Genomic DNA, 20,324 nt, shown 5'->3' on the forward strand with positions numbered 1-20,324 from the left:
ATTCGACACAATTTCCTATAATCCTGTTAACGACTCTGAGCACCATAACAGCAATCGTGCTAGCAACGTGGTAGTATGGGAATATTGATTTACAAGGAATGGATGTGAGATGAGATGGAAGATAAAAATGCCGGCGCTGGTGCGATTCAGGAAAATCGCATTATTCCGCTATGGAGTCTGACGGTCTGGCTTGTTGTTATGAATACGACGATGTTTAATGTTGCGCTTCCGAGCGTGATTAAAGAATTCTCCCTGACGCCCGCAACAGGCTCGTGGATTGTATCCGGTTATTCCATCGTTTTTGCGCTCTCGACCATCACATTCAGCCGGCTGTCTGATTTTATCCCGATCGGAAGACTGCTGATGACCGGTCTCGTGATACTCGGCATGTCGTCAGCTGTTGGGTTCTTTTCAGACAGCTTTGCCTTTTTACTTGCCAGCAGGGTGCTGCAGGCGATGGGTGCCGGCGCGGTTCCAGGGCTTGCTATGGTTCTTGCCACGCGCTATATCCCGATCAGCAGGAGAGGGAAGGCGATGTCGCTCATCTCTTCCGCAGCGTCGCTCGGCTTTGGTCTCGGTCCGGTTATCGGAGGGGCGATTACCCAGTATCTTGGCTGGAACGATCTGTTTCTCGTAACCGCGCTAGTCCTTTTGCTGCTTCCGCTTTTTAAAAAGTTTCTGCCGGCAGAACAGCGCAAGGAAGGTTCATTTGACTTTGCTGGGGCTCTGCTGACAGGTGTCGGCGTTTCAGCGCTTCTTCTCTTTTTGTCGACGTTCAATTTGATTTTGCTTGCCGTGACTGTGGCTGCGTTCGTGATGCTAATTGTTCTTTCTAAGCGAAAACAAGATCCGTTTATTAAATTAGAGTTGTTTTTAAACAGACGCTACCGTTCGATTCTGCTAGTCGGTCTGATGGCGTTTATGACTCATTTTGCGTTTCTGTTCGTCATGCCGGTGATGCTGGCAAAGCTGTTCAGTCAGCCGCCTGCATCCATCGGGTTCATTATCTTTCCCGGTGCCATGCTTTCAGCGCTCGCAGCTATATATATCGGGCGATTCATCGACCGCTTTGGCAGCCTGCCGATTATGAGGTTCGGGCTGGCGGCGCTTCTACTGTCTGCCGTTCTGTTCACCATTTTTGGAACAAAAGCACCAGCGATGACGGCAATTTTTTATATGTTTACAAGCTTAGGATTTTCCAGTCTCACATCTAGTCTCGCGAACGAGGCGTCCAGAATCCTAGATAAAGACGTTGTCGGATCGGGAATGGGGCTGATGCAGCTCGTGCAGTTTTTCGGCGGTGCTTTTGGTGTAGCGGCTGCTGGGCTGCTTATCGACTGGCAGAAAAATGTTGCGCTTGCAGATGTGTTTCATAATATTTTCCTATTCTTCGCGCTGCTGCTGATTGTGGCGTACGCGGTTTATTATTTCGGAATTTATAAAACAAGGGAAAAATCGTAAAAAGTGTGGACATATTTGTGCAATATCGCGCATATCGCCCCCCGATATGCTTGAGGAGAGCCTTAATGGCTCTCCTTTTTTCGGTATTTAGCTGTTTGCGGGCTGTGAAACGGACCGGTACAATCGGGAAAAAGCCTTGTGCGGGAGGTTGCCGATGGAGACTAATCTGGAACTGATTCAGTCGCTTGACCGGTTCAGAAGAATTCTTGTTTTTTATGATGATTGTGCGGAATCACTTCCAGTCGTGACAAAATTTCTGCGCTCGTTCCTGCAGATTAAAACGCCGAACAGCTCATTGCCGACGATGGAACTGATGGCGATTCTCCGTCATGAAAAGCCGAACATCGTTTATTATTTAAGGCACTATTGTGCAGATGATACGATGCGCATGCTCTCTCTTTTGAAGATGGACTACAAGAAGGCACAGAGAAGAATTGAGCAATTGTCGCAGTACAGGTCGATTACAAGAGTGAAACGGTTTAACAGCGAGGGTTTCTAGTTGTGACACACGCCGATTATCGTTATCTTAGTGATATAGTCAAAAAAGTGAGATAAGGGCGTGAGAAATTGAAAAAGAAAGTAGGATTTATCGGGACTGGCGTGATGGGGAAAAGCATGGCAAAGAATCTGATGAGTGCGGGGCATCCGCTTGTCGTATATACGCGCACGAAAGAGAAGGCAGAAGATCTTATCGCTGCAGGCGCTGAGTGGGCAGCGAGCCCGAAAGAAGCCGCTGCAGTGTCCGATGTCGTAATTACGATGGTCGGAATGCCTTATGACGTGGAAGAGGTCTATTTCGGAAGCGAGGGAATCATCGAGAACGCACGCCCAGGAAGCGTTCTTGCGGATATGACCACATCAAGCCCTGCATTGGCAAAGCGAATTGCCGAAGCCGCGGCGGCGAAAGGACTGCACGCAGTAGATGCACCAGTATCCGGCGGAGATATTGGCGCAAAAGAAGCGAGGCTTTCCATCATGGCAGGCGGGTCGGACGAGGCGTTTGAGCTTGCACAACCAATATTCGCGGTAATGGGTACGAATGTCGTCCATCAAGGCGGACCAGGATCAGGGCAGCATACGAAAATGTGCAACCAGATCGCGATCGCCTCAGGCATGATCGGAGTTTGTGAGGCGGTCTTATATGCGGAAAAAGCCGGACTCGACCCGGAAACAGTTTTAAAGTCAATAGAGTCAGGTGCTGCCGGAAGCTGGTCGCTCAGCAACCTCGCACCAAGAATGATTAAAGGCGATTTTGCGCCAGGCTTTTACATCAAGCATTTCATCAAAGACATGAACATCGCACTTGAATCAGCAGAAGAGATGGGGCTGCTTACACCAGGGCTGAAGCTCGCACGTGAGCTTTATTTAAAGTTAGCCGAGAGCGGTGAGGAAAACTGCGGCACACAGGCACTTTATAAACAGCTTAAGAATTAAGAATAAAAAGAGGCGTTCAATTAATTTTAACAGGTTCTCTTTCGGAGGAGAAAAGTGTAATTCGCAAGCCTGTTAGCAGGTGAAATATCACTATAATTGGATATGTGAATGATATTAAAACGACCAGATTTTTGTCTGGTCGTTAACTTATAGCCTTATTCATTAAACGCTGTCCGTAAGCGACCGTGTATTACTGCCGTTGGTGTCTAGTTTCTTCGCTTTGACGGAGAATCTCGTCAACGACGTGCTCAATCGGTGCGGCAGCGTCGATTATAATTCCGTTTTTCGGAATGTCTTCTCTCGTTTGGTGCAATCGCACAATGAGTTCCCGTTCCGATCTCTTTCCGCCCCACTCATTTTCCGGTCGCTCGTCAAGCCGCCGGTACAGTGTGTCAAGGTCGATCTCAAGGACAAACACGCTGTCAAATAGATCTATAAATTTTGAAAAGTTTCTAGAACCACCGCAGAAAAATGTTATCGCCTCATCTTGGTTGGCGACTAAAGCTTTTACTTTATCTACATGCCAAATGTGGTGCTCGTGCGTTCCGCCATCCGTCGGTGTACCCGTTTCCGGATCGCCTTGATAGGCCAATTCACGGTCACCATGAATGGCATGGTAGCCACGCCGATGCAATTCATTGCAGACCGTTGTTTTGCCTGTGCAGGAAACGCCTTCAATCAGATAATTCCTAATGCCCATTTCTAGAACCTCCACTCAAATGGATAAGCAAACTTCTTTTCCGAGAGAACCTGTTTACAATTATTTTGTATTCCTCTTTTTTCTTTTTACAACGGCAAAAACGGTTCCAGCGAACAATACGCTGCCAGCTCCGCCATACGCCCATTTTTCAGTGGAGGATAACGGCATCCTTGCAGAGTTGTCGTTGTTGGGAGGAAATCCTTCGCCAAGTGCTTGAAGGTCTTCTTTCGCATCTTTCAGCAATGCAGTCCGTGAGCAGTAGTTCGTACTAAGCTTGCCGTCATTTTCATAGGCGTAAACGATGTACTCTTCGCCTTTCTTAAACTCGTAGCCGCAGCTGGCAGACTGTTCAGCCGTATAGATAATGAAGCTATTATTTTTCTGCCCTTTCCAAACGTTTATGGTTACAATTTTAACGGCGACAGAGGATTCCCATAGACCGCCGGTACGTTTAATATCGGTGACTACACCGGAAAAAACGGCAGTGGCGTTACCGAGCGCCTTCTTCGGGTCCGGATTTTGTGCGCAGCTGCAAGCCAGTGCTGTATTTGTCTGATATACAAGTGCAATCGTCATGAGCAGCAAAAACACTAGACCTGCACGCAACAATAAATTCATTTCCAAATTCCCCCTTTTCTTATTAGACGGTTTAAAGAGAATCATAGTTTCAGATTTTCTTTCAGCACCCTCAACATTTTTATGCCGAAAGACTCATATTATGAGGGTAGAAGGAAAGGAGGAAATGAAATGGGAATTAAGATGATTAAATTGTCTGCGCTTTATTTTGTGCTGGGAGTCGGTCTGGGTATGTTCATGTCCATCTCGCATGATTTTGCACTGAAACCGGTACATGCACATGTAAATTTGCTTGGTTGGACCGCATTGACACTCGCGGGGATATTGTATTATTTATTTCCGGCAGCAGAAAGCAGCATGCTCGGCAAGATTCATTTCTGGCTGCATAATATCGGACTTCCGGTCATGATGGCGGCTCTCGCGGCTTTCACCTATGGGTATGAAAAGGCTGAACCGCTCATCGGCATCGGTGCAACGATCACTTCTGTCGGCATCCTCCTTTTTGCGGTGAACGTCTGGAAAAATGTGAAGGCAGGGGCAAAGGACTAAACAATTTTAACTAAGGCACAGGCGGTGCATATGCATGCCTGTGTCTTTTTTATGTTTGAAAAACAGGAGTTGTACTGCTGGCCGAAGAATTGATTATCATCACGTGTGACCGGAGGGGATAGGATGAGGTATGCAGCGAGTCTTGTATTGGCCGGAGCCATGATGCTGTCGGGCTGCAGTGAAGATCAACCAACGGCAAAACCGCTGAACGACAAGCATCTTGAACTCCAAAGCCGGGAGAAGGATTCATATCCGCACTATTATGGTGCAGTGGACATTAAGCAAGCGGATAAAGCATTGCCTTTCAAAGTCATTTTGCCAAAAAAATACCCGTTTAAAGGGAGTGCGGAAAAATCGGTCATCACGGACTGGGGAAAAAAGAAAAAGCTTTCTGTTGAAACGGGGATTTTGCCTTCAGATCAGGGGCTGCCCTTTTATATGGCAATGTACACGTTCAACCATGAAAACAAAGTATCACAGATGATCAAGGACAAGCAGTATAGCGAAACTGCAGAGCTTGATGACGGAACAGAGGCGTACATCACCGTAAATGACAGTTACATCTCGATAGGCTGGAAAGACGGAGAATTCGAGCATCTCCTCGAATACGCCGCCTCAAGCGGCGCACTGCCAAAATCAGCTAAAAAGGACGCCTTGAAAGCTGCCAGTTCGGCTATGGACGATAAATGAAGGCTTAAAATGGTCTTTGAAATTTAAGACTCTTCTATATAGGATTTTTGCTTTTGATCGGTTTGATTTTCTTAGTTATTTCTGAAGTATTTGTTTAGCTTCAGCGGGATCAGTAGGACAGGTGAGACCTTTTAATGGCGCATAGCGACAAAAGGGCTCAACGCCCGCCCCGCGGAAAGCGTGCACCTGAAACGGAGATCAACTGCTTCTCTGATTACTATTAGGTCTATTCTTTTATGCTATGATATGGGAGAAAAGGAGGAGAGTGCTCATGCAGAAACTCCTGTTTGAACCAGCGTGGGACAAGGCTTTAGCCAGCCAGGACCGCGAATACATTAAAAAGATATTTGAAGAAACGAAGGATGCTGCTCCTGAAGATGCTATTTCATCTGCCGTTTTAAGAAAAGCGGTTAACCATAAAGGTGAGCGCCTCGTGACGGTGCTGATCCATAACCGGAGCAGCGAAGAGGAAGTTTTTCACGATCGTACCGTTGAGCTGCAAAAGGAAGACGGATCATCCGAGGAAAAGGCGTTCACATTGCCGATAGCTGTTCCGCCATATACAAGCATGCCGTGGACGTTTATTTTCCCGGCGAAAGAAGCTGAAGAGGACTTTGTAACACAAAATATAAAGCTGATTTCTTAACAGACAGAATGGAGAGAGTAGAACGTTGAGAACGATCGTTTGGTTTATTTATTTTTGGCTCGTATTGCCGCTTACCGTACCCGGTTTGATTAAGGTGAAAAAACTCGACAGAGAAGGGCGTTTGGCGGAAAAGGAAAAAGTGGTCGACAAGACGGTGAAATGGTGGGCAAGATCGCTAGTGAAGCTTGCTGGAGTCAAGGTCACGGTCAGAGGGGAAGAGAACATCCCATCCGATACAGCCGTGCTGTTTGTTTCCAACCATCAGGGCAATTTTGATGTGCCGCTCATGCTTGGCTATATTACGAAGCCGAAAGCATTCATCTCGAAAATTGAAGTGAAAAAAATGCCGCTGATCGGCACATGGATGGAGCAGATGAACTGCCTGTTCATGGACCGCAGCAACGTCAGGCAATCGCTTAAAGCGATACAAGAAGGCGCACGTTTTCTCGAAAATGGCACGTCACTCGTTATTTTTCCTGAAGGAACGCGCAGCAAAGGCGGAGATATGGCTGAATTCAAAGCAGGGAGCTTCAAGCTTGCGACGAAAAGCGGGGTGCCAATCGTACCTGTGACAATCAACGGCTCATACAAGATCATGGAGCAGCAAAAATTTTGGATCAAGCCTGCAGAAGTAGAGCTTGTCGTACACCCGCCAATTTTGCCAGAAGGTGCGGATGCGAAGGAACTTGCAGCGCAGACACAGGAAATCATTCAATCAGGGCTTGTTCAAGACAAATATGGAGCGGCCGTTAGTTAAGCATCTTTTTGCAAAGGCTGTTTTTGCTGTGGCTGCACCTTCATCACATTCGCTAGATCACCTTGAATTCTTCCTTGATAAAGTTGATCGGAGTGTAAGGCGCCGACTCCAGCGGGACGAGTGGGACAGGTGAGACCCTTTAGGGCGCGCAGCGGCAAAGGGGCTCACTTGTCCAGCAGAAAACGGCTAGCCCCTCGAGGTCAAAAGGGCAAGTGTCCAATAAGTCAAAGACCGACTTACCGGCCCCTTTCCCTTTTGCTTGTCGGGGCTGAACGAGCCGTTTCTGCTTTTCGCCACACCCCGCGGAAAGCGTGCGCCTGAAACGGAGATCAACTGCTTCTTTGAGTTCTTGGAATGAAATATAGTTTGTGAAAATAGCCAAAAAAAAGACGCTAAAGGACATCAAGTCACTTTAGCGTCTTTCATTTTGTTAGCGATAATTAATAAACTGCACGTCGATCGGAAGGTTCGCCTCTCGAACTGCAGCGATAACAGCCTGAAGGTCGTCACGGCTTTTGCCGGTCACACGCACCTGGTCATCCTGCACCTGGCTTTTCACTTTAAGGCCAGAGTTTTTGATAAGAAGGTTGATTTTCTTCGCGTTGTCCTTATCGATTCCCGTCACAAGCTTAGCCCGCTGTCTTACTGTACCGCCTGTAGCAGGCTCGATCTTGCCGTAATCAAGGTTTTTCGTCGGCACGTCGCGTTTGATGAGCTTTGTGATAAGCACATCCTTCAGCTGTTCCAACTTGTACTCGTCGTCAGAAACGAGAATCAATTCTTCTGCTGATTTATCAAGCTTAATGTCGCTTTTACTTCCTTTAAAATCATAGCGGTTCGTGATTTCCTTCATGGCGATATTAATCGCATTATCGACTTCTGAAAGGTCTACTTTTGAAACGATGTCAAATGATGCTTCTTTACTCATAGCAATCCCTCCTGGTTAATTTCTCTCTATTATGAAACTATTATATAAAAACAAACGTATAGTTACTAGTTTGTCACATTCATTCTTGTGGTAAACGGTTACGGATAACAAAAATTATGATACAATGGTGAATGTTTCAGTAAAGATTTTGTTAATTTTAATTTTTATGGCAACTTCATTATAGATGGAGGTCTTGTTTTGCTTCATTATAAAACCTACAAACATGAGACAGTGGAAGACTGGGTCGTTTTTGTCCATGGGGCGGGCGGCAGTTCTTCTATCTGGTACAAACAAATTCGCGAATTTAAGCAGCATTTTAATATTCTATTGCTTGATCTGAGAGGTCATGGGAAATCGAAGTCTGACCGGTTTCTTTTAAAAAAATATTCATTTCATGAAGTGAGCCAAGATGTGCTCGAGGTGATGGATCACCTGCGCATCCAGAAGGCGCATTTTGTCGGCATCTCACTAGGCACGATCGTTATTCAGACACTTGCTGAGATGAATCCGGACCGTGTCGCGTCCATGACCCTTGGCGGTGCAGTGACGAAGCTGAATTTCAGGTCGCAGCTGCTGATCACACTCGGCAACATGTGCAAATCGTTCATTCCTTACATGTGGCTGTATAAGCTTTTTGCGTGGGTTATCATGCCGCGCAGCCGCCATGTGGAATCGCGCTCTCTTTTTATAAAAGAAGCAAAAAAGCTTTGTCAGAATGAATTCAAACGCTGGTTCAAGCTGACATTGAAAATTAATCCGTTCCTGCGCGGTCTGATCGACAGGGAAATCTCGATTCCGACGCTTTATATCATGGGGGAAGAGGATTACATGTTCCTTCCGCCGATACAGGCGTTCATCGACAAGAAAAAGCATTCGAAGCTGATCACATTCCGCGACTGCGGTCATGTGTGCAATGTCGACCAGCCTGATCAGTTTAACGAAACGAGCATTGGTTTTATAAAAAAACATCTTTCAACTGCGGCTAAGCCTGCTGCGGTATAAAGGGAAACGCTGACTGAATTTATCAGTCAGCGTTTTTTTATTTCTTATTGCAATACAGGAACTCGGGCAAGTGAGAACAGCTTTTGAGCCGGATGGCTGCCATGAGTGAGAAGTTCTTTGATCATTTCAGCTCCAATCATGCTGTAGACAGTGCGGTTTCCGCCGAATCCGAGGCAATAATACTCGCCTTCGTTGTTCGGATGTTCGCCTATATACGGCAAGCCGTCATGCGAATCACCCAATGTAGTTTCCCAGGCATGAGCTAGAACGGGCTTCACGTCTGGAAATAACTCATTTATTTTTGCTAAAAGACGATCAGCTTTTTGCTGGAGCATTAGGGCATCGAATGGTTCATCCGGAGAATTTTCGTCCATCCCGCCGGCAATAATCCGGCTGTCAGCAGTTGTTCGCATATAGAGGTACGGGCGGTTCGTTTCCCAGATCATACACTTATCGTTCCATCCTTTAATAGCGGGAAGGGGTTCGGTGATGACGGCGTAGGAACGGTGCAGGCTCGCACCGAATTGCTGAGCGAGGAAATCGTTGTCGTAGCCGGTTGCAAACAATAAATGCTTTGCGCGTATGATGGCACGCCCTGTATCAATGATAAAATAATCGCTTCCTTTTGATTTGTGAAGCAGCGGCGTTTCTTCATAAACTCTGGCACCGTGATTAACGGCGCAATTCACGATTTCCTGTACAAAGCGGAAAGGGTTCATATCGGCATCGCCTTCCGTTAAAAGAGCTGCCGGCTTATGAAAGGGCACATAGTTTGAAATGTTTTTTTCCTTGATAAAGTGAACAGGAAAACCGTAATGGTGCAGCGCTTCGTACTCTTTGGCAATCTTTACAGCATCCTCATCGCTGCTTGCAAAATATAAGCTGTTGCGGATCCGGTAGTCATTACCCATGTTAAGATCGAGTGCAAGACTCCCGAGTTTCTTTACAGCATCCTGGCACATTTCATAAAAATAAACCGCCGCATCCGTCCCGATATCGCGCATCAGTTCATGCAGCATTCTATCGCTCGAAAACTTTACCATGCCGTTATTAGCAGGAATATTTCCCTGCGCTATTTTCTGGCGGTCAATCATCACAACATCTAAGTCTGTATCTTTTGATAACGTATAAGCACATAATGCCCCCGTCATGCCTCCGCCGACAACCAGCACATCGCACGATTCATTTTCGGTCAAAGCAGGATATGATGGTTCTTCATTATATGTGGACGGCCAGTAAAAGCCGTTATTATTGTTCTCCTTCATGTTTTTCGCCTCCTGATGATTACAGTACCCGCGTCAAGGCAGTTGAAAACAGCAGGAATCCCGGCAATGTGCGGAATGCGAAAAAAAAAAAGAAAAGCCGGCTCCAATGATGGAGGCCAGCTTCTGCTTTATTTTATAAGCTTAAACTTGGATCTTTAACGATTAGGAGCATAGCCCCGGTATCGAGCTTGCGTTCATATTCTTGCGCTTCTGTCTGAGTAAGACCAATTTCTTCCAGTTTATTCCGGAGCTCATCGCCGCGTTTGCTGAACACATTCGCGATGGCGGTTCCTAAGCCTTCTTCCTTCATCCCGATCGTGTTCGTGTCCGATACATCCGCGAGCTGTTTTGTTTCATCTTTTTCGTGGGTCAAGACGTATAGATCACTATCACTGACGCCTCTGTTCTTGTAGTCGTGCGCTGCCTGAATCAGTTCCTGCTCGCTAAAAAACTCATGAATCGTTGGACGTGCCATTTAACATCTCTCCCTTTATACGAAGTTGGTATTACAATTCACGCTATGAAGGGAGATGAAACATAAAACGGCTTATTGAGATAAAAGTGATAAAAATGTACTACAGATTTAGCGGTTATCTTCCTTTATCACATCGAGCTTGCCAGTTTCAGGATCGATCACGAGTCCGTGAACGAGAATGCCTTCTGGCAGCAGCGGATGATTCTTTACCATTTCCACACTGTTGCTGACAGCTTCTTCTACAGAACTGAACCCTTTCAGCCAATTATTTAAATCCAGTCCAGAATATTTCAGCGTATTAAGCTTGTCCTCAGGAACACCGCGATCTGTCATTTTTTCGATCATTTTTTCTGAGTTCAGTCCGCTCATCCCGCAATCATAGTGGCCGATAATGCATACTTCCTCTGCTTTCAGCTCATAAATTGCAACGAGGATGCTTCGCACAATAGAGCCGAACGGATGTGAGATAACGGCTCCTGCAGTCTTGATAACCTTCACATCGCCGTTCTTAATATCCATAGCTGCCGGCAGAAGTTCTGTCAGGCGGGTGTCCATACATGACACGATGACAAGTTTTTTTTCTGGAAACTTTGTGGTCTCGTATGGAACATATTCCTTGTTTTCTACAAATCGTTTGTTATGCTGCAATATTTCCGTAAGAATGGACATGATTTCCTCCTTAAATTTCACACGTTATACTCTAAATTCTATCAAAAACAGCGCAATTAAAAAAAGAATTACTTCCTCTCATCATATTAGCCTGTAAATCGCTAAAAAATAAGGGGATTTAAGACCTCTTTTTATGACCTGGCCAAAAAAGCGGCCGGAATTTGTTTGGAGAAATCACCTTTTGTTGGAAAAAAGGCACTTGCCTCTGCAACATTCTGACAAACATTTATGAAAACGGTGCGTATAATCACAGTTAAGAACACATAGACTGATAGATTGAAATTTATCTCGTCAGGAAGGAAGGGGGATCGCAGGAGCTTTTATGTTCGGCCGTTTTTCAAATAGATAAAACACACTTTAAAAGGAGGAGTTAAAGAATGGAGATGTACACGTTTATCGTTTGGATCGTACTGGCTGCGGGACAGGTGGCCATGGCAGCCCTGAGATCATATGCGGTTCCTGGAATCGGACAAGCAATGCCTGAGCAGTTCGGAACATTATCGCCGGAGAATCAGAATGCAGTGCTACATAAGCGTGCGGTTTCCTTACAATTTCATAACAAGAATGATGGCAATCCAGTATTTCGTGAAGTGTGTCTCGTGGATACCTCATAAAAAAACTTACCGCAACTTATTTGGAAACGAATAATGGGGTAATGGGAAGGAGATGAGGCGATAGAAAGTTGTCCGTATGTGTGGCGTTGTCTAGGGTATAAAAACAGATTGGCGCGAGGATATTCGGGCAGCTTATTCAGGCTGCTTTTTTTTTTGCGTGGTCATTTGTGATAAACTAAGGAAAAAACATTAGGTGATAGCCATGAATATATCGATTCAGCAGTTTGCAGCAAAAATTGAGAAGCATTTGGACGAGATGAAACGCTTGGAGGAGCATTCTCCAAAGGTACGCCAGCACGCGGCGGCGATTCAGACGCTTTGCGATTTGATGCTGGATGCGGGTGAGCAGAGCACTCCGCAAGAAACAAAAACATGGGTGCCTTCACACCCCGTACAAGCTCCGCCGCAGTTCGGAACTGTGCCGCAAGTCCAGCCGAAAAAGCTTCAAAGTGACGATGACGAAGGAAACGGCGATTCCATTTTTGATTTTTAACGATATAAAAAAGAGCGGGCAGAAAAATTTTCTGCACCGCTCTTTTATATTTATATTAGCTTCGAGTTACCAGCAGGCTGCTGCACTCTTTCTTCAGCGTAAACTTCCTGCTCGACCAAGGTCACCTTTAAACTTGAAAAGTAAACAGCCGCACCCATTCCGATGAGTGTTAAGCCGATCAATCCTATTACATAATATAAACTCGTAATGAGCATGTTCTCCATTTCAAATCCCCCCGCATATGTAACGTAGTCAGTTAGTTCCTTTTTACCCGATTATCTTTAACTGAAACCTATATTAATAAAATTTTTTCTGGGTAATTGGTCTTGTTTTCCATATCCGCTAAAGGAACGATGGTCAAAAACGCGTTCGCATTTTATAATAAATATACGAACATACGTTCCTAAAAAGAGAGGGTGGAAAAGATGAACAGTGCGAATGATTGGCTGAACCTTTTAAGCAATGTCGGGTTTCCGATCGTCATGGCGGGCTATTTGATGCTGCAGTTTGAAAAAAGAATTCAAAGCCTTGAGGAAACCATCCGTCAGCTGCGCGAACAGCTAGACGACCAGGAAGAAATGGTAAGAAGGATCGATCAGTATTTGGCGATCATGGAGAGAACGAACAGACATTAATCCTGATTTGTAATAGCGGGGTTTAGCTGGCTTTAAATGAAAGGTGCCATACAATTTTTTTATCATGGGACTTAATGTTCCGCCGACAATTGCAAGATTTTGTGACATTTCAGTGTGTTAGTTTTGAACGACGAACCATCATGATATGATAAGAGAAAAACAGGAGTTGGATGTTTGTGAAATTGTTTTTGATCTTAGGAGCAATAAATGCTGGACTAGCCGTCATTCTCGGCGCGTTCGGAGCGCACGGACTTGAAGGGAAGCTATCCGCCCGTATGCTCGACGTGTTCAAAACGGGCGTTCAGTATCATATGTATCACGCGATCGGTCTTCTCGTTATCGGGATCCTGATTGGAAAATGGCCGGGATCGACGCTGCTTACTGGTGCAGGATGGGCGATGTTCGCTGGTATCGTGCTGTTTTCCGGAAGCTTGTACGTTCTAAGCAACACAGGCATCTCTAAGCTCGGCATCATCACGCCGTTCGGCGGCCTTGCCTTCATCATCGGGTGGGTTTTAGTCGTAATGGCAGTTATTAAAGCGTAATAAAGAAGGCTGATCATCGCGATCAGCCTTTTTTCGTGCGTTTTCATTGTGTGGATTCTGCTGGAATTTGATTTGCGGGTCTAAATAGAAATTTACGGGTCAAAGATGCGATTTACGGGTCGAAATGCTAAATTCTCGGGTCTAAATCAGAATTTGCGGGTCTCGTGTAAAAGTGCCGCACGGGCTCTGTCCGCTGTTTCTATCAGCGCGGGCTGTACGAAGTCATCTGCTGCATCTGCTGTCCTTGCTGTGACTGCTGCTGTCCGCCGTTGTACGGATAGCTGTACTCGATTTCGTTATCAAACGTGATGTAGTTAACGTAAACCATGAGGAGCAGGTAGCGTTTTCCGGTCTGCGGGTCACTTAAAATTATGTGGTCGCGGCCGGCTGCTTCAATGATACCTTTGAAAATTTTAGCGTTCCACTTTTCATTGTTTTCGAACGTCATATAAACAGTCGCCACTTGGCCCTTGTTCATGCGCAGGATATTTTCGATGTATGACTGTTCAAGAGGCAGCTGGCCAGGCGAAGCGTAATCCGGCATCTGCTGCGTGTATCCTGCACCTGGCGCCTGCTGTGACTGTGCCATTTGCGGAGGAACGCCATATCCGGCCTGCTGCTGTTGCTGGCCGTTCGGCCGTACATCCCAATAAAAACCTTGCTGATTATAATACGGATAATACCAGTAGCTCATTCACAAACCTCCCTAGAACGTGTTAAAGACATTCGGACAATCCTTTGGTGTCGGCTGATAAAAGCAGTGTGCCTTAAAGCTTCCGGCGCTAGGCTGGTTATACCACTTTGGCGGGCATGCACCTTTTGGATCGAAAAACCACAATGAATTCGTCGCGGGGTGAAACCTTCTGCCGTTGATGACCTGCTGAGCCAGGCGGCGCTCATTAGCGCGTGCACCTTGATAGAAGTAGCCTTTTATGGTCGCCTCGAATCCGCCAGGGCGCTGAAAAACCATCTGCCGCATGTTGGTGATTTTTTTGAAATCAAGGCAGTTGGAGCGGATTCGGTTAACGCCTGTATTGCCAACAAGCAGCATGCCAAGATCGCCTTCACCTTCTGCTTCCGCACGAATCAGCCGGGCGAGAAGATCCACATCTTTGGATGTATAATTAATGACCGCCATACGTTCCCTCCCAGGTGCATAGAATCATGGCTGTACAAGAACAAATAAAGACAGTCTTACCGTTAATATGTATGACGAGCTTGCAGGAGGTAGACCAAAACATTGGGAGGAGATTTTGGGGGTACGGTACCATTCAGCCTCATTTAGCTTAAAATCAGCATTTTGCGCGAATGGTACCGTACCCCAATCCCCCAAGCCACGCAAAAAAGCCCGGACCGCATCATCGCGGCCCGGGCTCACATAATTCTCTTACTATTTAAACACTCAAAAACGCAGGCACTTTGTCTCTTAAAAGGATGTTGCCGACATAGAAGGATCCGAATTCGCCGTAGCGTGCGGATACTTCGTCGAAGCGCATTTCGTATACGAGTTTCTTGAACTGAAGAACGTCGTTCGCGAATAGAGTTACGCCCCATTCCCAATCGTCGAACCCGACAGAGCCGGTGATGATCTGCTTTACCTTGCCTGCATAGCTGCGGCCGATCATGCCGTGGGAGTACATCATCTTCTTGCGCTCTTCCATCGGAAGCATGTACCAGTTATCGTTGCCTTCACGGCGCTTATCCATTGGATAGAAGCAGACGTGGTTCCATTTTGGAAGCTCAGGGAACAAGCGCGCTTTGATCATCGGATCCATCTCGCCCGCTTCGTTAACTGGGTTATATGTGCTCAACTCGACTACAGATACGTAAGAATGAGCCGGAATCGTATATTGTGCGAACATCGTTTTGTTAAACGCGTTCTCAATTTCGTTCAGCTCTTCCATTGTTGGACGGAGAAGCATCATCATGAAGTCTGCTTTTTGCCCGACAATGCTGTAAAGGGCGTGGCTTCCTGCATTTTGTGCTTCAGTGTTTTCCCATTTTTCAAGGAATGTCATAAATTCACGGATCGCAAGCTCGCGCTGATCGCTTGTAAGCGTCTTCCACGCTGCCCAGTCCATCGTTCTAAAATCATGCAGACAATACCAGCCTTCTAAAGTAACTGCTGCTTCGCTCATATTTTCACTCCTAGCATAAGTTTACGTTCCACTACAGATTTTATCATATCCACCACAGAATGAGAAAAAGCTGCCTCTGTAATTGAGGCAGCTTCATGAATGATTTAGATATAGCGCTGAATCAGCTGCTCCAGCTCACGGCCAAGCACCTGCGGGTTCTGCAGCTGAGTTTGAGTCAGGCTCACGCGGACCTTGCGTTCGTCCATGTCCATCGCTTCCTCCAGCATCCCGAAAAGGCCTTTTGCTTTTTTGTCGATTTCAAGCAGCAGCTCGATTCCTGTGCCTTGGCGCATCATGATCACTTCTAGCTCATCCAGCTTGCGGTAGAACGCTCCGCTCATCGGCACGAACTCGAATTCCTGAACGAACGGCATGTGTGAGCGAAGGTATCGCGGTGCCAGTTCGCAGTTTGCTTTTCGCAGCTTGAAGCCAATGTGCTCGACCGCTTCGAAAACAGCTGAAGCCGATGCATCTGGGAGTACTTTTATATAGTCGTTATCAGTAGGGTCGACAGCCATCTGGATGTCGAGGCCCGTCTTGATCCAAACCGGCGTGTGGCCGATCGTGTAAGGCGTCTCAGATGGAAGAGTGAACGAGAATGGAATTTCTTCGTTTTGATTTGCGGCGATTTTCAGCTGTGATGCGGCTGTATACTTGGCGACCGCCGTCGTTTCGCGGACCTTCTTATCATCGACTTCTCTGTAATATTCAGTCATCACATAAAGAGTGATGTGATCGATGTCCTGCTCCACTTTTCCGCCGTAAATCTTTACCGTGCCGGTTACATTTTCTCCAGGGTAATATGTATCTTTATCTAAAACAGTATCAACTTTCGCTGCGCCGATCCCGACGCTTGCAAACATGCGGTTAACAAATGACATGGTCATGACCTCCTGAAAATGTTTTCTCCACTTTATACGGAGTATTCATTGAAAAAGATTCAAGGGGACACAAAAATATCCTGCTACTTGATCTGAACTTTCCGAAAAAAAAGACTTCTTGTTTCAACCGCTTACATGAAGGGGGATAGGTTTAAATAGGGGATGAAAAGGAGTAAGCTGTAGGTGAGATTATATTTAATTAGACGCAACCTAATTTAGGAGGTTTTTTTACTGTGAGTGATTTATTTCTTGATTTGAAAAATAAAGTACAGCAGGCGAACCCGATTATCGTGTTTCCTGAAGGCACTGACGAGCGCATTTTGGAAGCGGCGAGCCGTCTCGCAAGCGAAAAAGTGCTGCAGCCAATTTTAGTAGGAAACGTATCTGAAGTAGAAGGTCTTGCGGGCAAGCTTGGCCACGACCTATCTGGCGTACAAATTCTAGATCCAAAAGAATACGAAGGCTTCGACGAGCTTGTCGCTGCATTTGTAGAACGCCGCAAAGGCAAGGCGACAGAAGAGCAGGCGCGCAAAGCACTTCTGGACGGCAACTATTTTGGCACGATGCTCGTGTTTACCGGAAAAGCGCATGGCTTAGTGAGCGGTGCTGCGCATTCAACAGCTGACACGGTACGTCCGGCTCTTCAAATCATTAAAACAAAAGAAGGCGTCAAGAAAACGTCCGGCGCGTTCATCATGGTAAAAGGCGACGAGAAGTATGTGTTCGCCGACTGCGCGATCAACATCTCGCCATCGAGCCAGGATCTTGCTGAGTCTGCGGTCGTGAGCGCGCACACGGCACGCGTTTTCGGAATAGACCCAAAAGTAGCGCTGCTGTCGTTCTCGACTAAAGGATCTGCGAACTCTCCTGAAACGGAAAAAGTAGTTGAAGCGACAAAGCTTTTGGCTGACATGAACCCAGACTTCCCGTTTGACGGCGAGCTTCAGTTCGATGCAGCGTTCGTGCCGTCTGTGGCACAGAAAAAAGCCCCGGATTCATTGATTAAAGGCGAAGCGAACGTTTTCTTGTTCCCGAGCCTTGAAGCAGGGAACATCGGCTACAAAATGGTGCAGCGCCTAGGCGGTTACGAGGCAATCGGACCGATTCTTCAAGGACTGAACATGCCGGTCAACGACCTGTCACGCGGCTGTAACGCAGAGGATGTGTACAAGCTCGCGCTGATCACGGCGATGCAGGCACTATAATAAAAAACGTGAAACAGACTCGATTGATCTCGGGTCTGTTTTTTCATGTACTGTAATGGAAAGCTTTCATGTGAATTCAGGCGATGACTTGGGAATAATAGAAGCAGAAGCAAATTTATGAGAAGGATTGATAGATATGAAAGCAGTTGTTGTAACAGGCTACGGAGACGTAGATAAATTAGATGTCGTGGAAAGACCGATTCCTGAACCAAAAGCGCATGAAGTACTCGTTAAAGTAAAGGCTTGTGCCATTAATAATACGGAAATCTGGATGAGAGAAGGAGCATACGGCAAGGGGGAAAAGTCGGGCTGGCGGCCTGAAGGGGTGGAATTCCCGAGAGTTCCAGGCTCAGATATTACTGGGACCGTTGTGAAAATAGGAAAAGATGTGGATCCTGCTATGCTAGAAAAGAATGTTGTCCTTTTTCCTTTTACATCGAGCGGAAAAGAAGGAGAAGAACATATTTCTGAAGACATGTCCTTTATCGGTTCGGAATACGATGGAGGTTATGCCGAGTATGTCGTTTGGCCGGCAGAACTATGCTTTGATATGCCACTATCAAGTTTTACGGAAAGTGCCGTGTTCTCAGTCAGCGGCATGACGGCGTGGCACATGGTCGAGCAAATACAAGCCAAGCCGCAAGAGACGATCCTTGTTACAGGAGCAAACGGCGGTGTAGGTTCGTTAAACGTCCAGATAGCAGCTAACGTATTTGGAGCTAGAGTCATTGCTGTCGTTGGCGATTTGTCGTTAGAAAACAAAATGAAAGAATTGGGTGCAGCACATGTGGTGTCGTACAAGTCAAACTCTCTTGCAGAAGAAATAATAGAGTGGAATGGCGGTCCTATAGACTCCGTGCTAGATGTCGTGGGAGATGCATTGTTCGCGACATCTCTTGAAGTGTTAAAGAATGGCGGCAAATTCTGCACTTCAGGTTCAGCGGGCGGTCAGAAAACAGAGCTGGATTTGAGAACGCTGTATTTAAAGCACATCACTATGTTTGGCTCAGTTTTAGGGACGCGGTCCGAGTTTAAAAAGATGCTTGATGCCATCGCGAATAAGAAAATCGTACCCGTTATCGACCGGACGTTTCCGCTTGAAAAAGCAAGAGATGCTCAGCTTTATTTTAAAAAATCAGGGAAACTGGGGAAGATTGTTTTGCTGCCGGAGGAATGATTCGATAAAAGTTGTAAAAGCGCATGGAATTTCCATGCGCTCTTTTTGTTTTTTAAAATACATTTACTAAAAATATCCTTTAAAATAAGAACAAGATGAATTTTATTTATAAGGAGCAAGACAATGGTCAATTTTTTAAAACGAGCTGAAGAAGCAGCGGCTATATACAGTGCAAATCCGAAAGTGAAAGCGGTTCTGCTTGCAGGATCCGTCTCGCGCGGATGGCAGGATAAGTACTCTGATATTGAAATCAACATTTTTTGGCAAGAAGATCCTACTGATATTGATCGAAAATCCGCGATTCAGCAGATGAACGGCGATATTCTTTCGTATTTTGAATACGAGGATGAAGAGTGGTCCGAGTCTTATATGTCTGAAGGCGTGAAGTTCGAGATCAGCAGTTTCCACTGTTCAACGGTGGAAGAAACCATCCATTGTGTGATGGAGTATTTCTCGTCATCATTAGATGAACAGGCGCTGATAGCCGCGATTGAAGCGGGAACTGCGCTATATGGCAGAGAGTACATTGAGTCCTTGAAAAAGCAGATAGCGGTTTATCCCGAAAATTTAGCAAGAGTCATGATCGAATCGCGACTAGAAATGGGTTCGCGTTGGATGAATCGGACCGGGCTTGTCAGCCGAAAGGATTCTTTACTGCTGTTTACAACGATCGGACAGGTCCAGCAAAACTTGCTTGGCATCCTGCATGGTCTGAACGGTATGTATGTGCAGCATCCAGGCTTTAAATGGCTGCATAAAACGCTTAATCGGATGACGGTAAAACCCAAAAATGCTGCCGAGCGCTTTGAGAGAGTATTTACGTCTCCGCCGGCTGAAGCGGTAAGGATTATGGAACAGCTTATTATGGAAGTCTATGACCTTGTAGATAAAAAATATCCTGACATGAATGTGGATCAATTTCGGCAAAAAGCGCAGATGGTAAAATTGAACACGAATAGTTAAAGTAAATCTAGGAGGGAACAGCATGGAAGTTTTTAAAGAATTTTTAGCAAAGATAGATGACCCGCAGCATCGAGAACGAACTGAAGAAGTGTTAGGTTGGGTAGCTGGAAAATTTCCTGATTTAGAACCGAAAATTGCTTGGAATCAGCCTATGTTTACCGATCATGGGACATTTATCATTGGATTTAGCACCGCCAAGCAACATTTGGCTGTTGCTCCTGAAAGTGCTGGGATTCAACATTTTTCTGATGAAATCGTGAAGGCTGGCTATGATCATACCAAGCAGCTCGTACGTTTTCCATGGAATAAGCCGGTAGATTTTTCATTACTTGAGAGAATCATTGAGTTTAATATTTCGGAAAAAGCCGACTGTACCACATTCTGGCGGAAGTGAAAAATAGTTTAAGGGAAAAAGGACCTGATGTACGGGTTCTTTTTTTATTTTGCCGTAACACCTAAAAAAATTAGTATAATTTAGTAAAACCTTAAATCTTTTTCCATTTTTTCTCGTTAGCTTATTG

At 45.9% G+C, this 20,324-nt stretch carries 27 protein-coding genes; 16 read left to right on the forward strand and 11 right to left on the reverse strand.

Annotated elements, in window-relative coordinates; all coding sequences use genetic code 11:
* Nucleotides 1-114 precede the first annotated feature (114 nt).
* The 3 genes from CGZ90_RS11750 (at nt 115) to CGZ90_RS11760 (ending at nt 2,895) form a co-directional block, all read left to right on the forward strand.
* The gene (locus tag CGZ90_RS11750) at nt 115-1,461 is read left to right on the forward strand and encodes an MFS transporter (protein ID WP_094252696.1); all 1,347 of its coding nucleotides are present in this window, start codon (nt 115-117) and stop codon (nt 1,459-1,461) included.
* Nucleotides 1,462-1,615: 154 nt separating this feature from the next.
* Nucleotides 1,616-1,960, forward strand: a complete 345-nt coding sequence (locus tag CGZ90_RS11755; RefSeq protein WP_094252697.1) for a hypothetical protein — start codon at nt 1,616-1,618, stop codon at nt 1,958-1,960.
* Between the two features lie 68 nt (nt 1,961-2,028).
* A complete protein-coding gene (locus CGZ90_RS11760; RefSeq protein WP_276206765.1) occupies nt 2,029-2,895 on the forward strand; it encodes an NAD(P)-dependent oxidoreductase in 867 nt (288 codons plus the stop codon).
* Between the two features lie 190 nt (nt 2,896-3,085).
* Here the strand turns inward: CGZ90_RS11760 and CGZ90_RS11765 are convergent, their stop codons facing one another.
* Nucleotides 3,086-3,595 carry an AAA family ATPase gene (locus CGZ90_RS11765; RefSeq protein WP_094252698.1) on the reverse strand — a complete coding sequence of 170 codons (510 nt, stop codon included), beginning with the start codon at nt 3,593-3,595 and terminating at the stop codon, nt 3,086-3,088.
* A gap of 60 nt (nt 3,596-3,655) precedes the next feature.
* Nucleotides 3,656-4,213 carry a hypothetical protein gene (locus CGZ90_RS11770; protein ID WP_165766840.1) on the reverse strand — a complete coding sequence of 186 codons (558 nt, stop codon included), beginning with the start codon at nt 4,211-4,213 and terminating at the stop codon, nt 3,656-3,658.
* A 129-nt stretch (nt 4,214-4,342) separates the two neighbouring features.
* Between CGZ90_RS11770 and CGZ90_RS11775 the strand changes: the two genes are divergently transcribed.
* The 4 genes from CGZ90_RS11775 to CGZ90_RS11790 all read left to right on the forward strand — a co-directional run bounded on the left by CGZ90_RS11775 (nt 4,343) and on the right by CGZ90_RS11790 (nt 6,813).
* On the forward strand, nt 4,343-4,720 hold the full coding sequence (locus tag CGZ90_RS11775) for a cytochrome-c oxidase (protein ID WP_094252700.1): 378 nt from the start codon (nt 4,343-4,345) through the stop codon (nt 4,718-4,720).
* A gap of 123 nt (nt 4,721-4,843) precedes the next feature.
* On the forward strand, nt 4,844-5,410 hold the full coding sequence (locus CGZ90_RS11780; protein WP_094252701.1) for a hypothetical protein: 567 nt from the start codon (nt 4,844-4,846) through the stop codon (nt 5,408-5,410).
* A 271-nt stretch (nt 5,411-5,681) separates the two neighbouring features.
* On the forward strand, nt 5,682-6,056 hold the full coding sequence (locus CGZ90_RS11785) for an SLAP domain-containing protein (protein WP_165766841.1): 375 nt from the start codon (nt 5,682-5,684) through the stop codon (nt 6,054-6,056).
* 25 nt (nt 6,057-6,081) lie between these two features.
* The gene (locus CGZ90_RS11790; protein WP_094252703.1) at nt 6,082-6,813 is read left to right on the forward strand and encodes a lysophospholipid acyltransferase family protein; all 732 of its coding nucleotides are present in this window, start codon (nt 6,082-6,084) and stop codon (nt 6,811-6,813) included.
* Nucleotides 6,814-7,243: 430 nt separating this feature from the next.
* Here CGZ90_RS11790 and CGZ90_RS11795 read toward each other — a convergent pair whose 3' ends face one another.
* Nucleotides 7,244-7,741: a YajQ family cyclic di-GMP-binding protein gene (locus CGZ90_RS11795; RefSeq protein WP_094252704.1), complete on the reverse strand. Its 498-nt coding sequence runs from the start codon at nt 7,739-7,741 to the stop codon at nt 7,244-7,246.
* A 198-nt stretch (nt 7,742-7,939) separates the two neighbouring features.
* Here CGZ90_RS11795 and CGZ90_RS11800 point away from each other — a divergent pair, with 198 nt between their 5' ends.
* The gene (locus CGZ90_RS11800; RefSeq protein WP_094252705.1) at nt 7,940-8,743 is read left to right on the forward strand and encodes an alpha/beta fold hydrolase; all 804 of its coding nucleotides are present in this window, start codon (nt 7,940-7,942) and stop codon (nt 8,741-8,743) included.
* Between the two features lie 44 nt (nt 8,744-8,787).
* On the opposite strand, the gene CGZ90_RS11805 is transcribed toward CGZ90_RS11800, so the two are convergent.
* From CGZ90_RS11805 to CGZ90_RS11815, 3 genes are all read right to left on the reverse strand, one after another.
* Nucleotides 8,788-10,008: an NAD(P)/FAD-dependent oxidoreductase gene (locus tag CGZ90_RS11805; protein ID WP_094252706.1), complete on the reverse strand. Its 1,221-nt coding sequence runs from the start codon at nt 10,006-10,008 to the stop codon at nt 8,788-8,790.
* Nucleotides 10,009-10,141: 133 nt separating this feature from the next.
* Nucleotides 10,142-10,483, reverse strand: coding sequence for a YflT domain-containing protein (locus CGZ90_RS11810; RefSeq protein ID WP_094252707.1), 342 nt, complete (start codon nt 10,481-10,483; stop codon nt 10,142-10,144).
* Between the two features lie 108 nt (nt 10,484-10,591).
* Nucleotides 10,592-11,152 carry a beta-class carbonic anhydrase gene (locus CGZ90_RS11815; protein ID WP_094252708.1) on the reverse strand — a complete coding sequence of 187 codons (561 nt, stop codon included), beginning with the start codon at nt 11,150-11,152 and terminating at the stop codon, nt 10,592-10,594.
* Nucleotides 11,153-11,529: 377 nt separating this feature from the next.
* Here CGZ90_RS11815 and CGZ90_RS11820 point away from each other — a divergent pair, with 377 nt between their 5' ends.
* Entirely contained in the window at nt 11,530-11,766 is a 237-nt protein-coding gene (locus tag CGZ90_RS11820; RefSeq protein WP_094252709.1) for a hypothetical protein, read from the forward strand.
* Nucleotides 11,767-11,968: 202 nt separating this feature from the next.
* Nucleotides 11,969-12,259 carry a YwdI family protein gene (locus CGZ90_RS11825; protein ID WP_094252710.1) on the forward strand — a complete coding sequence of 97 codons (291 nt, stop codon included), beginning with the start codon at nt 11,969-11,971 and terminating at the stop codon, nt 12,257-12,259.
* A gap of 50 nt (nt 12,260-12,309) precedes the next feature.
* Here CGZ90_RS11825 and CGZ90_RS20755 read toward each other — a convergent pair whose 3' ends face one another.
* Complete coding sequence (locus tag CGZ90_RS20755; protein WP_165766842.1) at nt 12,310-12,483, reverse strand: hypothetical protein; 174 nt, start codon at nt 12,481-12,483, stop codon at nt 12,310-12,312.
* Between the two features lie 201 nt (nt 12,484-12,684).
* On the opposite strand from CGZ90_RS20755, the gene CGZ90_RS11830 reads away from it, so the two are divergent.
* On the forward strand, nt 12,685-12,894 hold the full coding sequence (locus tag CGZ90_RS11830; RefSeq protein WP_094252711.1) for a YvrJ family protein: 210 nt from the start codon (nt 12,685-12,687) through the stop codon (nt 12,892-12,894).
* 176 nt (nt 12,895-13,070) lie between these two features.
* Nucleotides 13,071-13,439 (forward strand): DUF423 domain-containing protein, encoded by a 369-nt coding sequence (locus tag CGZ90_RS11835; RefSeq protein WP_094253122.1) that lies wholly within the window; start codon nt 13,071-13,073, stop codon nt 13,437-13,439.
* A gap of 202 nt (nt 13,440-13,641) precedes the next feature.
* Here CGZ90_RS11835 and gerQ read toward each other — a convergent pair whose 3' ends face one another.
* The 4 genes from gerQ to CGZ90_RS11855 form a co-directional block, all read right to left on the reverse strand.
* Nucleotides 13,642-14,133, reverse strand: a complete 492-nt coding sequence (gene gerQ, locus CGZ90_RS11840; RefSeq protein ID WP_094252712.1) for a spore coat protein GerQ — start codon at nt 14,131-14,133, stop codon at nt 13,642-13,644.
* Between the two features lie 12 nt (nt 14,134-14,145).
* Nucleotides 14,146-14,577, reverse strand: coding sequence for a cell wall hydrolase (locus tag CGZ90_RS11845; RefSeq protein ID WP_094252713.1), 432 nt, complete (start codon nt 14,575-14,577; stop codon nt 14,146-14,148).
* Between the two features lie 256 nt (nt 14,578-14,833).
* On the reverse strand, nt 14,834-15,577 hold the full coding sequence (gene hemQ, locus CGZ90_RS11850; RefSeq protein WP_094252714.1) for a hydrogen peroxide-dependent heme synthase: 744 nt from the start codon (nt 15,575-15,577) through the stop codon (nt 14,834-14,836).
* A 104-nt stretch (nt 15,578-15,681) separates the two neighbouring features.
* Nucleotides 15,682-16,458: a sporulation protein gene (locus tag CGZ90_RS11855; protein ID WP_094252715.1), complete on the reverse strand. Its 777-nt coding sequence runs from the start codon at nt 16,456-16,458 to the stop codon at nt 15,682-15,684.
* 233 nt (nt 16,459-16,691) lie between these two features.
* Here CGZ90_RS11855 and pta point away from each other — a divergent pair, with 233 nt between their 5' ends.
* The 4 genes from pta to CGZ90_RS11875 all read left to right on the forward strand — a co-directional run bounded on the left by pta (nt 16,692) and on the right by CGZ90_RS11875 (nt 20,197).
* A complete protein-coding gene (gene pta / locus CGZ90_RS11860) occupies nt 16,692-17,663 on the forward strand; it encodes a phosphate acetyltransferase (RefSeq protein ID WP_094252716.1) in 972 nt (323 codons plus the stop codon).
* A 136-nt stretch (nt 17,664-17,799) separates the two neighbouring features.
* Nucleotides 17,800-18,840: a zinc-binding dehydrogenase gene (locus CGZ90_RS11865; protein WP_094252717.1), complete on the forward strand. Its 1,041-nt coding sequence runs from the start codon at nt 17,800-17,802 to the stop codon at nt 18,838-18,840.
* A 123-nt stretch (nt 18,841-18,963) separates the two neighbouring features.
* Nucleotides 18,964-19,803, forward strand: a complete 840-nt coding sequence (locus CGZ90_RS11870) for a DUF4037 domain-containing protein (RefSeq protein ID WP_094252718.1) — start codon at nt 18,964-18,966, stop codon at nt 19,801-19,803.
* Between the two features lie 22 nt (nt 19,804-19,825).
* On the forward strand, nt 19,826-20,197 hold the full coding sequence (locus CGZ90_RS11875; RefSeq protein WP_094252719.1) for an iron chaperone: 372 nt from the start codon (nt 19,826-19,828) through the stop codon (nt 20,195-20,197).
* Nucleotides 20,198-20,324: the final 127 nt, after the last annotated feature.

This window comes from Fictibacillus aquaticus (assembly GCF_002245695.1).
GTDB classification, from domain to species: Bacteria; Bacillota; Bacilli; order Bacillales; family Fictibacillaceae; genus Fictibacillus; species Fictibacillus aquaticus.